Consider the following 14,164-nt stretch of genomic DNA (forward strand, 5'->3'; position numbering starts at 1 on the left):
CGTTGCAGATCTTTTTTCTTGTCTCGCTGCGTTGCATGTCTTCTCGTTCCACCGCTATCCATCGTCCCGCCCTTTCCTCGCGCTCGCACGCAAGAACATCGTTGGCCGTCATTGCAGGCGTCTGCTTGATGGCGCTCGCAGCGGGGCTGTACTGGGCCGCGTTGCTGACCAGCCACCAGTACATGCAGCGCTACACACGGGATCAGGCATGGCTGCGCGTCTCGCAGATGTCCCAGGCGGTTTCCGCGCAGGCCGGGACCATGCTGTCGGGCCTGAACTATTCCCTGCGGGACCTGGCCCGGGACTACGAGTCGGGTGACTCCGAGGCGTTCGGGCGAGCCGTCGCCAGCGTCCAGGAGGCCTATCCGCCCGGCACCATCGTCCAGGTGGCCGTGGCCGATGCGAAGGGCCAGGTGGTGTATTCGAGCCTGGCAGCCTCGGAGCCGCCTGCGCAGGGCGTATCCATTTTCGACCGCGAACATTTCCAGGCGCATCTGAAGGGCCTGACGCAGGGAACCTTCATCGGCCGTCCGGTACAGGGACGGGTTTCCGGGCAATGGGGTATCCAGCTGAGCCGCGCCCTGCACCACCGTGGCGCGTTTGCGGGCGTGCTGGTGGTGTCGCTGTCGCCGCAGTACCTGTCGCGGCAGTTGCAGGCCATCTTCGACAGCCCGCGCGACGTGATCTTGCTGCTGCGCGAGGACGGCACCTATCTTGCGCGCTCGCAGAACCAGGACCGGGTGCTCGGGCGCCAGTTGCCCGCGAAGCGGGTGGCGCTGTTTGCCCCCGATGTCACGCATGGCACCTACGAGGTGCTGGCGAGCACCGACGGAATACAGCGCATGTATGCCTGGAGCCGCGTCAGCGGCTTTCCGATACTGGTGAGCACGGGGCTGGACCACGAGGCCGTGTTCGGTCCGCTCAACGAGACCATACGGCAGAGCCTGTGGCGCAACGGCATAGGCACGCTGCTGATTTTTCTGGGCGGGATGCTGACGGCCTGGCTGGCGTTCCAGCGCTGGCGGGAGGAGGACCAGCGGGTCCAGTCCGAAGAGCGCTTTCATCTCCTGTCGCAGGAAGTGCCGGGCGGCCTGTTCCAGTACAGCTGGGACCCTGCCGGCCACTACGCTCTGTCGTTTGCCAACCCCGGCTTTTATGCCATGCACTGCATCGATCCGGATACGGCAGACACTGCCTTGCAGGACCTGGCACAGCGGGTTCATCCGGAAGATATCTCCGCGCTCAGGCGGTCCATCGACGAAGCGATGCGCAGCCAGGGGGACTGGGCCTGCAAGTACCGCGTACAGTCCGCCGATGGCTCCGTGCGCTGGCTGCAGGGCCATGCACGCCCGCAACGCACTGACGACGCAACCGTGCTCTGGCATGGCTACATCCTCGATGTCACCCAGGACGAAAGCCTGCGCAAGGCGCTTCACGAAAGCGAGGAACGGCTGCGGCTGACCATCGGTGCCGTGCGTGACGGACTTTGGCAGTGGGACCGCGAACACGACCAGGTGCTGTGGGATGCCCGCTGCTACCAGATGCTGGGCATGCCGGACCAGGCACTCGGTTCGTTCACGGTGGCCGGCTTCATGCATCTGCTGCACCCACTGGACCAGCCTCGCGTCCAGGACCGGCTCAGGCGCCACCTCGAACACGGCGACCCATTCCGTGTCGAGATGCGCATAAGGCAGGCCGATGGCTCCTGGCGATGGATCGAATCGCGCGGGGAAGTGACCCTGCGCGATGCCGACAACAAGGCATTGCGCATGCTGGGAATGCACACCGATATCCAGGAACGGGTGGAGCAGACCCATATGGTGAGCGCCCTGCTGGAGCGCGGAAGCGCCCTGGTGCTTGTCGCCAGCCATCGCCGCAGCATCGTCTACGCCAATGCCCGGGCAGCCGAGTGCTTCGGCCTTGCGGCGGGCGCGCTCGAGCCGCAGTGCTCATTCCAGCAGCTGCATCCGTCCGGCGACAGTTTCGACAGCTTCGCATCGCTGTACGAGCGCCTGAGCCTGAAGGGCACGGTGCGTACCGAGTGGGCACTGAAGGTCAAGGGCGGCCACATGCGCTGGTTCGACATGCAGGGGGCACTGCTGGACCCCGAAGATCCCCAGGGCAATGTGATCTGGACACTGTTCGACGTAGATGCCCGCCATCAGGCGGAAAGCGCATTGCACCAGGTACAGCAGCGGCTGGAGGCCATCATCGAGAAATTTCCGTCGGGCATCCTGGTGACCGACGATGCGGGGCAGTGCATCAGGGCAAGCAACGCAATGCTGGTGGACCTGTTCGAGCTGCCGCTGTCCGCCACGGACCTTGTGGGGAAAAGCCTGCAGACCTTGCTGTCCTATTTGCCCCCGGCCATGGCAACGGCCTTGCAACCTGCGCCGCAACCGGGGGCAGGTGCCCTGTCGCAACGAACGATCTTTGCCCTGTCCAACGGCCGCCATATAGAAACGGAGCTGCTGCCGCTTCGCAGGCAGGAGCGGCTGCTTGGCTACTGCTGGGTATTCCACGACGTGACCGACTACAAGAGGCGCGAAACGCAACTCGAAGCCCTGGCATTGACCGATGCGCTCACGGGTGCCAGCAATCGGCGGGCCTTCATCACGCGCATGGAGTCGGAGCTGGAGCACCTGCGCCTGGGACTGAGCCATCCGTCGGCACTGATCATGCTGGATATCGACCATTTCAAGCGCGTCAACGACAGCTTCGGCCATGGCGTGGGCGACGAGGTGCTCAGGCATCTGGTGATCGCGGTGTCCAAGCAGCTGCGCCAGGGCGACATGCTGGGCCGCCTGGGCGGCGAGGAATTCGCCGTCTTGCTGACGGACGTGGACGCCCCGACCGCACTGCGGCGCGCGGAGAACCTGCGTGAGGCCGTGGCGGCGCTGGCCGTGTCCGTACAGGGCCAGGACAGCCCGATCCGCTTCACCGTGAGCCTGGGCGTATGCCTCATGGACGAGGGCGAGGCATCGGTCGAGCGCTGCCTGGAGCGGGCCGACGCCGCCATGTACTTCTCCAAGCGCAATGGCCGCAACCGCACCACGTGCTGGACGCCCGATACCCCCGTGATTTCAGACGCCAAGTGAACGCGATGCCAGTGCCGCGACACGCCCGTGCGCCCGGGCAAGGCGATGTGTCAGCTACCCGGCCGCCTCACTCATCGCCGGGCACTCCGTAGCTGGGCGCGGCCGTGGGATCGATGGCGCGCGTCTGGTAGTCCTGCATCTGCGGCGCGTAGGCGGCCCAGAGGCCTTGCAGCGCGCCGATGGGATCGTGCTCGGACCAGTCCACGCGCAGGTCCGCCATGGGCCAGCTGTGCTCGCCCGCCACCTTGAGCGCGGCCGAATGCACGGGCCCGGCCTCGCCGCCCGCGGCCATGGCGGCCTGCATGGCGGCCAGCAGGCGCTCGGCCAGCGGCAGCGCCGCGCTGCGCTCGAAGGCCGGCACCATGGCCTCGATGGTGCGTTCGCTGGCCAGCAGGTTGCCGGCCGCCACGCACTGCCGCCCCACGGCGCTGGTGAAGATGCCCAGGGCCTGGCTGCCGCTGAAGACGCCGGTGCGGCCCTGCGCGTCCACCACGGTGACCTGGCGGTACTGGGGCCAGCTGCCGTCGTCCAGCGCCTGGCGCAGCGCGGCCTGGGGGTCGGCGCCCTGCTCCAGCAGGTCCAGCACGCGCGGGCCCAGGGCGGGCAGCGTGATGTTCTGCGTGGACACCACGCCCACGCCCGCGCGCACCCAGGGGCAGCGCGCGCCCACCGCAATGCTGGACGAGCTGATGGCCACGCCCAGCTGCCCGGTGCGCTCGCAGCGCCCCACAATCGAAAAAGTCATGGTTTCTTCCTCCTGCCGATGCAGCTGTACCAGGTGCTTGCTGTGGTTGACGCTCAGGCGCTGGCCCGCGGCTGCCAGTCATCGGGGATGACCGCGATCACATCGATCTCCATCAGCCACTGCGGCTGCCCCAGGGCCGAGATGCACAGCCCCGTGGAGATGGGAAACACGCCCTTGAGCCACTTGCCCACTTCCTGGTAGACGGGCTCGCGGTAGCGCGGGTCGATGATGTAGGTGGTGGTCTTGACGATGTGCGACAGGTCGCTGCCCGCTTCCTCCAGCAGCTGCTTGACGTTCTTCATCGCCTGCTCGGCCTGCTTTTGCGGATCGCCCAGGCCGACCAGGTTGCCCTCGAAATCGGTGCCGATCTGGCCGCGCACATAGACGGTGTTTCCGGCGCGCACGGCCTGGCACAGGTCGTTGTCCAGCGACTGGTTGGGATAGGTGTCCTTGGTGTTGAACATGCGGATGCGGGTATGGGTGGGCATGGTCTGGCTCCTGCAGGGGGTGGATGGGAAGGTGTCTCAGAGCGCGCTACCTGCTACCTGCTGCGGGCGGCGGCGTCGTAGTCGCTGTAGCGGCGCTGCTTGGCGATGTGGTCGGCCACGAACTTGGCGTCATGCCACACGCCCCAGATGAAGGACGAGCCACGGCGCGACAGCCAGGGCAGGCCCAGGAAGTAGATGCCCGGCTCATGGCCCACGCCGCGGTGGTGGCGTGGCTTGCCGCCGGGCTCGAAGCTGTCCACCTGCAGCCAGCTGAAGTCCACCCTGTAGCCCGTGGCCCAGATGATGGAGGTGATGCCTGCGGCGGCCAGGTCGAGTTCGCGCAGCGGATGGGTCACGCACTCGGGATCGGGCAGGCGCCTGCGCGCTTCGGGCTCCTCGGGCAGGTCCAGGCCGTTGCGGCGGATGTAGTCGTCGGCCGCATCGAGCATGGCCAGGTAGTTGGCGTCGCCGTTGGCGATGTTCTCGGCCAGGTCGTCCCTAAAGCGCACACTGCCATCGGCGAAGGACTCGGTCAGCCCCACCAGGGTGATGCCCTGGTGTCCCAGCGCGCGAAAGTCCACGGTGTGGCCGCCGCGCGCGCCGCTGACGGCAATGGTCACATGCTCGCGGCCGGGCTTGGCAATGGCCGCATCCCATTCGCCCAGCACGCCCAGCCACCAGCAGAAATCACGGCCGCGGTAGGCGCGCGGCGGCCGGTCATGCGCGCCTACCGAGAGAAACACCTTGCGGCCCGCGCGCTGCAGTTCGTCAGCGATCTGCACGCCCGAGGAGCCTGCGCCCACCACCAGCACGGCGCCTTCGGGCAGCTGCGCGGGGCGGTGGTAGTGCGCGGAATGGATCTGCAGCAGGCGGCCATCTGCGGGCGCAGCTGGCGCAGCCGGCGCTATCGGCGGGATCACCGGCACCTGGAACGGCCCCGTGGCCGCGATCACGTTGCGGGCCTCGATCACGCCCTCGGACGTTTCCACCGTGAAGCCCGGCCGGCCCTGGTTGCGCGTGACCCGCCTGACCTCCACGCCGGTGCGCACGGGCGCCTTGATCTGGCGGACATAGTCCTCGAAGTAGTCGGCCACCTCGTCCTTGCCGGGAAAGCCGTCGCGGTCGCCCTTGAACTCCAGGCCCGGAAAGCGGTCATGCCAGGCCGGCCCGTTGGCCACCAGCGAGTCCCAGCGCCCCGTGCGCCAGGCCTGGGCGATGCGCTGGCGCTCCAGCACCAGGTGCTCTACGCCGAGCTGGCTCAGGTGTTCGCTGGCCGCGATGCCGGCCTGCCCGGCGCCGACCACGAGCGTGTTGATGGTTTGGATTTCAGCTGTCATGGTGTGGGTCTCTCAGGAAAAAAAGGCGCAGGCCGTCCCGCATCGGCGCGGTGCCGACTGCCTTGGTGTGGTCCGCAACAAAAAAGGGAAGGAGGTGAAGGCCGCCCGTGCGGCGCTACAGGTACAGGTGCTTCACCACGTCGTTGGCCAGCAGCTCGCTGGCCGTGCCCGAGGCCACCAGCTGGCCCTTGAGCAGCAGATAGCCCGTGTGGGCGATGGACAGCGCCGCCTCGGCGTTCTGCTCGATGAGCAGCACGGTGATGCCTTGGCTGTGGATGCGCTGCACCGTCTCGAAGTACTCCTCGATGAGCTTGGGCGACAGCCCCAGCGTGGGCTCGTCCATCACCACCAGGCGCGGCTCGCCCATGAGTACGCGGCCCAGCGCCACCATGGCCTGCTCGCCGCCGGACAGCGTTCCCGCCGCCTGCGACAGGCGCTCGCCCACCCGGGGGAACAGGGCCACCACGCGCTCCAGCGCCTGGGCAAAGCCCTGCTGCGGGCGCAGCGCGTCGTGGCCGATCTTCAGGTTCTCCTGCACGGTCAGCTCGGCAAACAGGCGCCGCCCTTCGGGCACGAAGCCCACGCCCAGGCCGGCCAGGTCCTCGGTGCGCATGCGCGCCAGCGGCTGGCCCATGACGCGGATGGCGCCGTGGTGCACGGGCAGCAGGCCCGCAATGGCCTTGAAGGTGGTGGTCTTGCCCGCGCCGTTGGGGCCCAGCAGGCAGACGATGCTGTGCTCGGGCACCTGCAGCGAGACCTGGTTGAGCATGTTCACCACGCCATAGCGCGTGCTGATGGAGTCCAGTTCAAGCATGGCTGGCCTTTCTGCCCAGATAGGCTTCCTGCACGCGCGGCAGCCGGCGCACTGCCTCGAAGCTGTCGTCGCCGATCTTGCGTCCGTAGTCCAGCACCATCACGCGGTGCGGCAAGGTGGCGATGAGCCGCATGTCGTGCTCGATGATGATGAAGCCCAGCGCCGGATTGCCTTCGCGCAGGCGCTGGATGTCGGCGATCAGCGCATCGGTGTCGCGATCGTCCATGCCGCTGGAGGGCTCGTCCAGCAGCACGATGCGGGGCTCGGCGGCCAGGGCGCGCGCAATCTCCAGGCGGCGGCGGTCGGCCTGCGGCAGGCTGCTGGCCAGCACGTTGCGGCGCTGGTGCAGGTCGCTGGACACGCTTTGCAGCAGCGCGCAGGCGCGCTCGGCGCAGCGCTTCATCTCGGCGCGCGAGACGGCCGGGCGCAGCAGCGCGGTGAGCACGCCGCAGCGGGTGCGCGCGTGCATGCCGATGATCACGTTGTCCAGCACGCTCAGCGAGCCGAACAGCCGGCTGGTCTGGAAGGTGCGCGCAATGCCGGCGCCCGCGATGTCGTGCGCGGCCATGCCCTTGAGCGAGCGGCCTTGCAGCAGCACCTCGCCCTCGGTGGGCTGGTAGATGCCGGTCAGCAGGTTCAGCAAGGTGGACTTGCCCGCGCCGTTGGGCCCGATGATGCCCAGCACCTCGCCCGCCGCCAGGTGGATGTCCACGCCCTGCACCGCCGTCAGGCCGCCGAAGCGCATGGTCAGGCCACGCCCCTCCAGGACCAGCGGACCTGCGGGCGCGGCATGGTGGGTGGGATGGGAATCAATGCTCATGGTTGCGCACCCGTTGGGGGAAGATGCCGCGCGGGCGGATGATGAGGAAGGCGATCACCACCAGGCCGTAGAACAGGATGCGGTAGTCGGAAAACGCCCGCAGCTTCTCCGGCAGCATGGTCAGCAGGAAGGCGCCGACGATCACGCCCAGCGTGTTGTCCATGCCGCCTGCAATCACCAGCGTCATGATGGTCACGGACACCAGGAAGGTGAAGTTGTCCGGCGAGATGAAGCTCACATAGAACGCATACACCGTGCCCGCGAAGCCCGCCAGGAAGGCGTCCACCGCAAAGGCCTTGACCTTGAACCAGGTGACGTTGATGCCGCAGGCGCGCGCGGCGATCTCGTCGTCGCGCAGGGCATTCCAGGCCAGTCCCACGCGCGAGCTGTGCAGGCGCTGCGCCGAGACGATGGCCAGCCCCAGCAGGGCGACGGCCACGTAGTAGAAGTTGGCCTGGCCCGGCAGGCTGTGGCCCCACAGCGTGATGGGGTCGTTGAACGAATGGCCGAACAATGTGGGCGAAGGAATGCCCACCAGGCCGTTGGCGCCGCCCGTCCACTCCAGGTTCATCAGCAGCTGGTGCACGACGATGCCGAAAGCGATCGTCACCAGCGCCTGGTAGCTGTCGCGGGTGCGCATGGACGGCAGGCCCAGCAAAAAGCCGAAGACCGTGGCCACGGCGGCGGCCACCAGCAGGCAGATCCAGAAGCTCACGCCGAAGTGGATGGCCAGCAGGGCCGACGCATAGGCGCCGATGCCGTAGGACGCGCCAGTGGCGAAGTTCGGTATGTTGGCGCTGCCCAGCTGGAAGTTCAGCGCCAGCGCCAGCACCGCGTACAGGCAGGCAATGATCATCAGGTGCATGGCGTAGCTGTCACCGCCCAGCAACCACGGAAACACCAGGGCCAGCACCACGCCCGTGCCCACGGCCAGCGGCCTGCACTGGCCGAAGGCGGCCACGATGCGGTCCTCCACCAGCGGGCGTTTCTGCACCTCGACCAGGGCCACGGCAAAGCAGGCCAGCAGCGCCAGCACCGTGATCCAGCTTTCGGCCAGCAGGAACTGGCGCAGCAGCACGGCGCCCGCCAGGGCCACGCCCAGCACGATGGCGGCAGAGCCCGCACTCCGTGGCGCCGCCCGCGGCGGCGCCTGTATCGTCGTTGTCTGCATCACACCTTCTCCATTTTCTGAACGCCGAACAGGCCGGCGGGGCGAAAGATCAGCACCAGGATCACCAGCGCGAACACGAACACCAGGCGGTACGAGGTGCCGTTGGGCACATAGCCCTGCACGATGGTCTCGATGGCCGCAATCAGCAGGCTGCCGACAATGGCGCCCCCCAGCCGCCCCAGGCCGCCGACCACCGCGGCGGAAAAGCCGATCAGGCCCGCCTGCACGCCGAAGTCAAAGCGCACCACGCCCGCATAGCTGGCCAGGAAGATGCCGCCCACCGCGCCGGTGGCCGAGGCAATGAAGAAGGTGTTGCGAAACACCGGCCCCGGCGCAATCGAGAACAGCCGCGCGGTTTCGCGGTCCTGCGACACGGCGCGTATGCGCATGCCCATGGGCGTGTGGTGCAGCACATAGAGCAGCACGCCCACCAGCGCCACCGCCACCAGCACCGAGACCACGCTGATCAGGGGCAGCGGCCCGAACGGGGTGGGAACGGCCCCCTGCGCAATCGCCGGGAACGCGTGCGGATTGCTGCCCTGCGGGTACAGGTGGCGGATCAGCTCGCGGATCACGATGCCCAGCGCCACCGTGGCCACCAGCGGCATCATGGCCGGCGCATTGCGAAAGCGGCTGATCACCAGCCGGTCCAGGGCGATGCCCAGCCCTCCCACCGCCGCAATGGCCACCAGGCAGGCCAGGCCCAGCACCAGCCAGGGGGCCGAGCCGCCCAGCGCGGTGGCCAGGGCCTGCACGGCCGCCAGGGCGATGAAGGGGGCGACCATGGCCACGTCGCCATGGGAAAAGTGAATCACCTGCAGCACGCCAAACAACAGGCTGAAACCCAGGGCAAGCAGGCTGTAGATGCAGCCCAGGGTCAGCCAGTTGATGAGTTGCTGGAACAGCGCGTCATGCATCGATAGGGTTCCTCTTGTGTCGGGTTCGGCCGGGTTGGCGGGGCTTCGCTTGTCTCCATGTCACGCAGCCATTGAAGCAAGAAACCGCACAAAACCTGCGTCGCTTTTGCCGAGGCGCTGCTTCGGAAAACGCGATCCAGTCCCGGGCAGGTGCGGCGATACATTGATCCGGCGGCGTTGCCAGACAGCGCCGGCCAGCCCGCCATGCACCGTGGCGCCCCGCTGCCCCGGGCCCCGCCCGGGCCGCCATGGCTGCCCCTCGTCTTCACCTGAACAGGACCGACCGACCATGCAAGCCTTCACGACAACCACCGCCCTCCTGCCATCGCGCCGGCGCCTTGCCGCATCCGCCCTGGCGCTGGCCGCCGCCACGCTGGCCTGCGGCGCGGCCTGGTCCCAGTCCACCGTGAAGCTGGGCTTCATCGGCCCCGTCAGCGGCGGCAACGCACAGCAGGGCCTGGGCGCGAAGAACGGCTTCCTGCTGGCCATAGACCAGTGGAATGCCACGGCCGGCGTGCCGTTCAAGGTGGAGGGCGTGGTGCTGGACGATGCCTCCGACCCGCAGACCGGCGTGTCCGCCGCGCTCAAGCTGGTCAACGACCGCGACGTGGTGGGCGCCATAGGCCACTGGAACAGCCCCGTGGCCCTGGCCACGCTGCCGGTGTTCAACCGCGTGCAGATGCCCTTCATCGTCTGGGGCGCCATCGGCCCCAAGATCACCGACCAGAACTTCGCCAACACCACGCGCGTGACGCCCACCCTGGTCAACGAGAACAAGCCGCTGGCCGCCTGGGCCGCCACGGGCCTGGGCGCAAAAAAGATCGCCATCATTGCCGACACCAGCGACTACGGGCGCGCCAACCTGGCCTCGTTCGGCAGCTTCTACAAGGCAGAAAAAGGCAGCGTGGTGGCCGAGGAAAGCTACCCCGTGGGCACCACGGATTTCCGCTCCATCCTCACCAAGATCAAGAGCCTGAACCCCGACGCGGTCTACTTCGGCGGCGTGATCACCGAGGCCGGCATCGTGCGCAAGCAGATGGCCGAGCTGGGCATGAAGCAGCCCATGCTGGGCATCAGCGGCATCTTCGATCCGCAGCTCATCCAGATCGCCGGCCCGGCCGCGGACGGCACCATCGTCGGCACGCCCAAATCGCAGACCAACCCCCGTCTGGACGCCATGAGCCGCGCCTATGCCGCCAAGGGCTATGCCGACTCCGAGAGCCCGTACACCAAGTACGCCTACGACGCCACCGGCATCCTTTTGCAATCGCTCAAGACGGCAGGCACCAAGGACCGGCAGGCCGTGGCCAAGGCCATCCGCGCCATACGCTACGACGGCGTGACCGGTACCGTGACCTTTGATGCCAACGGCCAGACGCAGGTGCCCGTGGAGCTGCAGCTGCACGAGGTCAAAGACGGCAAGTGGGCCAGCCGCTGATGATCAGGACAGGCAGCCAGTACCGCGACTCCATCCGCGATGGCCGGCGGGTCTGGATGAACGGCGAGCGCGTCAACGACGTGACCACCCACCCCATGTTCAAGCCGCTGGTGGACATCCGTGCACGCATGTACGACCTGCAGCACGAGGCCGCGCTGCGCGACGCGCTCACCTACGACGAAGGCGACGGCGAGCGCCACCCCATCGCCCACAAGCTGCCGCTGACGCGCCAGGACTGGTGGGACAAGCGCCGCGCCACCGACCTGCTGCTGGAGGACATGGGCGGCGTGGTCATGCGCGTGGGCGACGAGAGCGTGGGCGAGATGTGGTCGCTGTTCGACGGCCAGGACGTGCTCAACGAGCTGGACCCGCGCTTTTCCGCCAACATCCGCACCCACATCCGCCGCGTGGTGCGTGGCGACCTGTTCCACGTATCGGCCAACACCGACCCCAAGGGCGACCGCTCGCGCCTGCCGCAGGACCAGGACCCCGACGTGCTGCTGCACGTGGTCAAGGAGACCGATGCAGGCGTCATCGTGCGCGGCGCCAAGTACGAGACCGCTGCCGCCTATGCCAACCAGGCCTTCACCAAGCCGGGGCTGGCGCACTGGGGCGACGCGGCGCAGTCCGAATACGCCATAGGCTTCATCTGCGACCTGGGCGCGCCCGGCCTGCGCTTCATCTGCCGCCCGGGCCTGGCCGCCCGCGCATCGGCCCAGGACCATCCGTTGAGCCATCGCTTCGACGAAGTGGATGCCATCGTGGTCTTCGACGACGTGCTGGTTCCCTGGGAGAACGTGCTGTTCTACCGCCACACCCGGGCCGCCCATTTCCTGCGCGAGACGCTGCACCGCTACTCGGCCTTCACCTTCCTGCAGCGCAGCCTGAAGCTGGCCGACATGCTGATAGGCACGGCCCTGCACAACGCGCGCCAGACCGGCGTGGAGAAGCTGCAGGCCGTGCAGGACAGGCTGGCCGGCCTGGCCTGCTACCGCGAAGGCATCAACGCCCACCTCACGGCCGCCATCGCGCTGGCCGAGCGCAGCCCGGCCGGGCTGATGATGCCCAACCAGTCGCTGCTGTTCACCGGAAGGTCGCTGGCCACCGGCCAGCTGCACCACATGATGAACACCGTGCGCGAGCTGTGCGGCGGCCAGGTCTGCCTGACGCCGGACCACGCCAGCTTCGAGAACGAGGACACCGGCCCCTGGCTGCGCAAGTTCTACACGCTCGGCCCGCAATCGCAGGCCGACGACCGCCGCAGGCTGCTGGCCTATGCGCGCGACCTGCTCGACTCGGACCACGCCGGCCACCGGCTCAGCTTCCAGCTGTTTGCGCAATGCCCGCCCTACGCCCAGACGGCGGCCGTGTACCGGCACTTCAACTGGGATGCGCCGCTGGACTTCGTGGGCAAGTCCGCCGGCCTGACGGACCGCGTGAAGGCCACGCAGGCGCCGGCCCAGGGCGACGGTGCGGTGGCGCAATGGTTTCGCAATCACAACGCCAGCGACTGAAGGCTGCCGGGGCCCGACCGCCGCACAATGCAGGCGCCTTGCGGGAAGGGCCTCTTGCAGCGCGCCCCGCCGCTTGGTCAACTACGCGGCAGGTCACCCTGGCCGCCCTCCCCCTCTCCACCTCTTGCGCACCGTGCTGACACGACTGACCTTCAGACAATTGGAATACTGCGTGGCAGCGGGCGAGTTCGGCAGCATTGCCGAGGCCGCCAACCGCATCCACGTCTCGCCTTCGTCCATCTCATCGGCCATCACCCAGGTGGAGGCCGAGCTGCAGGTGCCGCTGTTCGTGCGCCACCATGCGCAGGGCCTGTCCGTCACGCCCGCAGGCGCCGAAGTCCTGCGGGAGATCCGCAGCCTGCTCGACCAGGCCATGGCCTTGTACGACGTGGCCAGCAGCGCGCAAAGCCAGGTGCGCGGCCCCGTGCGCGTGGGCTGCTTCACCACGCTGGCGGCCATGGTCGCCCCCGAGCTGTGCCAGGGATTCGCGCGCGCCCACCCCAAGGCCACGGTCACCCAGATCGAGGACCACCAGGAAGGACTGATCCACAAGCTGCGCACCGCGCAGATCGATGTCGCCATCACCTACGACCTGCTGGTGGCCGAATCGGACATCTGCTTCGAGCCCCTGGCCCAGCTGCCGCCCATGGTCATCGTCAGTGAACTCAATCCGCTGGCCAACCACCGCTCCACCACGCTGGAGGCGCTGGCCCAGCTGCCCATGGTCCTGCTGGACCTGCCCCTGAGCCGTGAATACTTCATGTCGCTGTTCCGCGAAGCCGGCGTCTCGCCCCTGATCGCGGCCCGCAGCGCCAGCCCCGACGTGGTGCGCTCCCTGGTCGCCAACGACGTGGGCTACTCCCTGGTCAACGTGCGCCCGCGCAACTCCCATGCGCTGGACGGCAAGAAGATCGTCAACCTGCACCTGAACGGCAACCACCGCCCCATGAAACTCGGCCTGGCCTGGGCCCGCGAACAAAAGCCCCGCCATGTGGTGGAAGCCTTCATGCACCGCTGCCGCAGCTTCATCTCCAATGAATACATTCCGGGGATGACGGCGCCTGGGCGCGGGGAGGCGAACTGAGCGGCGCGCAGACCGAATCAGGGAGCCTGTCAGCTCGTGCTCTTGCGCACCTCGTAATGCAGCACCGCCATGCCCTCGCCAATCTGCCGCACGGACAACAAACGCAACACCGGATGCAGCACCCGGCGCGGGAACAGCGGCTTGCCCCGGCCCAGCGTGGCCGAGCCCACGCTCAGGATCATCTCGTCCAGCAGGCCCGCGTCGTAGAACTGCCCCGCCAGGTCTCCGCCCCCCATGATCCAGAGATTGCCCCCGCCTGCCGCAGCCTGCATCTGCGCATGCACGGCACGCACATCACCGCTGACAAACCGGATATCGGCCCCCGGGATACCAGGCAGCGTGCGGCTGGAAAACACCCAGGCAGGCTGCGTATAGGGCCACGCCGTCCCGGTCTCCCTGGCCACCGTCTCCGCGTGGCGCAGCATCCATTCGTAGGTGGCCGACCCCATGGCCAGCGCGCCCACGCCGGCAATGAACTCCGGGTAGCCCGTGGCCTGCATGTCGCCCAGCGGAAACAGCCAGTCCAGGGAGTCGTCCTCGGTGGCCAGGAATCCGTCGAGTGAGGTGGCGGCGAAGTATTGGGTCTTCATGGGGGAGATGGTAGCCAGGCAGGCGCGGCACGGCCATCCGCCGGGGTGTCGTGCAGGCCGCGCCTGGACCCCATCGTCAAATTTCTTTTGAAGCCGCCTTCAGTCTTGCGGGTCTTTTTCAATTGAAACGCCCAGGTCAACATCGCTC

Annotated in this window: 12 protein-coding genes; 4 read left to right on the plus strand and 8 right to left on the minus strand. The window is 67.8% G+C overall.

All coding sequences use genetic code 11. The features are described 5' to 3' along the window. Positions 1-128: 128 nt before the first annotated feature. Positions 129-3,098, plus strand: a complete 2,970-nt coding sequence (locus PO605_RS07465) for a diguanylate cyclase (RefSeq protein ID WP_082001458.1) — start codon at positions 129-131, stop codon at positions 3,096-3,098. A gap of 67 nt (positions 3,099-3,165) precedes the next feature. Here PO605_RS07465 and PO605_RS07470 read toward each other — a convergent pair whose 3' ends face one another. The 7 genes from PO605_RS07470 to PO605_RS07500 form a co-directional block, all read right to left on the minus strand. Further along, complete coding sequence (locus PO605_RS07470) at positions 3,166-3,843, minus strand: DUF1028 domain-containing protein (protein WP_017406790.1); 678 nt, start codon at positions 3,841-3,843, stop codon at positions 3,166-3,168. A gap of 53 nt (positions 3,844-3,896) precedes the next feature. Beyond that, the gene (locus PO605_RS07475) at positions 3,897-4,331 is read right to left on the minus strand and encodes a RidA family protein (RefSeq protein WP_047470736.1); all 435 of its coding nucleotides are present in this window, start codon (positions 4,329-4,331) and stop codon (positions 3,897-3,899) included. Positions 4,332-4,384: 53 nt separating this feature from the next. Continuing rightward, a complete protein-coding gene (locus tag PO605_RS07480) occupies positions 4,385-5,668 on the minus strand; it encodes a flavin-containing monooxygenase (protein ID WP_047470738.1) in 1,284 nt (427 codons plus the stop codon). Positions 5,669-5,783: 115 nt separating this feature from the next. Continuing rightward, positions 5,784-6,482, minus strand: coding sequence for an ABC transporter ATP-binding protein (locus PO605_RS07485; RefSeq protein ID WP_016448200.1), 699 nt, complete (start codon positions 6,480-6,482; stop codon positions 5,784-5,786). Then, positions 6,475-7,302 (minus strand): ABC transporter ATP-binding protein, encoded by an 828-nt coding sequence (locus tag PO605_RS07490; RefSeq protein WP_016448201.1) that lies wholly within the window; start codon positions 7,300-7,302, stop codon positions 6,475-6,477. Before PO605_RS07490 ends, PO605_RS07485 begins: the two co-directional genes overlap by 8 nt. Beyond that, entirely contained in the window at positions 7,292-8,473 is a 1,182-nt protein-coding gene (locus PO605_RS07495) for a branched-chain amino acid ABC transporter permease (protein WP_047470742.1), read from the minus strand. Before PO605_RS07495 ends, PO605_RS07490 begins: the two co-directional genes overlap by 11 nt. Then, complete coding sequence (locus PO605_RS07500; protein ID WP_016452303.1) at positions 8,473-9,390, minus strand: branched-chain amino acid ABC transporter permease; 918 nt, start codon at positions 9,388-9,390, stop codon at positions 8,473-8,475. Before PO605_RS07500 ends, PO605_RS07495 begins: the two co-directional genes overlap by 1 nt. Before the next feature lie 289 nt (positions 9,391-9,679). On the opposite strand from PO605_RS07500, the gene PO605_RS07505 reads away from it, so the two are divergent. The 3 genes from PO605_RS07505 to PO605_RS07515 all read left to right on the plus strand — a co-directional run bounded on the left by PO605_RS07505 (position 9,680) and on the right by PO605_RS07515 (position 13,426). Further along, positions 9,680-10,828 carry a branched-chain amino acid ABC transporter substrate-binding protein gene (locus PO605_RS07505; protein ID WP_047470744.1) on the plus strand — a complete coding sequence of 383 codons (1,149 nt, stop codon included), beginning with the start codon at positions 9,680-9,682 and terminating at the stop codon, positions 10,826-10,828. Continuing rightward, on the plus strand, positions 10,828-12,342 hold the full coding sequence (locus PO605_RS07510) for a 4-hydroxyphenylacetate 3-hydroxylase family protein (RefSeq protein WP_026062743.1): 1,515 nt from the start codon (positions 10,828-10,830) through the stop codon (positions 12,340-12,342). The genes PO605_RS07505 and PO605_RS07510 overlap by 1 nt, the downstream gene beginning before the upstream one ends. Before the next feature lie 133 nt (positions 12,343-12,475). After that, the gene (locus tag PO605_RS07515) at positions 12,476-13,426 is read left to right on the plus strand and encodes a LysR family transcriptional regulator (RefSeq protein WP_016448205.1); all 951 of its coding nucleotides are present in this window, start codon (positions 12,476-12,478) and stop codon (positions 13,424-13,426) included. Between the two features lie 29 nt (positions 13,427-13,455). Here PO605_RS07515 and PO605_RS07520 read toward each other — a convergent pair whose 3' ends face one another. Then, positions 13,456-14,016, minus strand: coding sequence for a dihydrofolate reductase family protein (locus PO605_RS07520; RefSeq protein ID WP_047470746.1), 561 nt, complete (start codon positions 14,014-14,016; stop codon positions 13,456-13,458). Positions 14,017-14,164 lie beyond the last annotated feature (148 nt).

Origin of the sequence: Delftia sp. DT-2, assembly GCF_028401915.1 — a bacterium.
Lineage (GTDB): Bacteria > Pseudomonadota > Gammaproteobacteria > Burkholderiales > Burkholderiaceae_C > Comamonas > Comamonas tsuruhatensis.

Coding starts and splice junctions, on each gene's coding strand:
- PO605_RS07465 (WP_082001458.1), top strand. CDS start 129: ATGGCGCTCGCAGCGGGGCTGTACTGGGCCGCGTTGCTGACCAGCCAC.
- PO605_RS07470 (WP_017406790.1), bottom strand. CDS start 3,843: ATGACTTTTTCGATTGTGGGGCGCTGCGAGCGCACCGGGCAGCTGGGC.
- PO605_RS07475 (WP_047470736.1), bottom strand. CDS start 4,331: ATGCCCACCCATACCCGCATCCGCATGTTCAACACCAAGGACACCTAT.
- PO605_RS07480 (WP_047470738.1), bottom strand. CDS start 5,668: ATGACAGCTGAAATCCAAACCATCAACACGCTCGTGGTCGGCGCCGGG.
- PO605_RS07485 (WP_016448200.1), bottom strand. CDS start 6,482: ATGCTTGAACTGGACTCCATCAGCACGCGCTATGGCGTGGTGAACATG.
- PO605_RS07490 (WP_016448201.1), bottom strand. CDS start 7,302: ATGAGCATTGATTCCCATCCCACCCACCATGCCGCGCCCGCAGGTCCG.
- PO605_RS07495 (WP_047470742.1), bottom strand. CDS start 8,473: ATGCAGACAACGACGATACAGGCGCCGCCGCGGGCGGCGCCACGGAGT.
- PO605_RS07500 (WP_016452303.1), bottom strand. CDS start 9,390: ATGCATGACGCGCTGTTCCAGCAACTCATCAACTGGCTGACCCTGGGC.
- PO605_RS07505 (WP_047470744.1), top strand. CDS start 9,680: ATGCAAGCCTTCACGACAACCACCGCCCTCCTGCCATCGCGCCGGCGC.
- PO605_RS07510 (WP_026062743.1), top strand. CDS start 10,828: ATGATCAGGACAGGCAGCCAGTACCGCGACTCCATCCGCGATGGCCGG.
- PO605_RS07520 (WP_047470746.1), bottom strand. CDS start 14,016: ATGAAGACCCAATACTTCGCCGCCACCTCACTCGACGGATTCCTGGCC.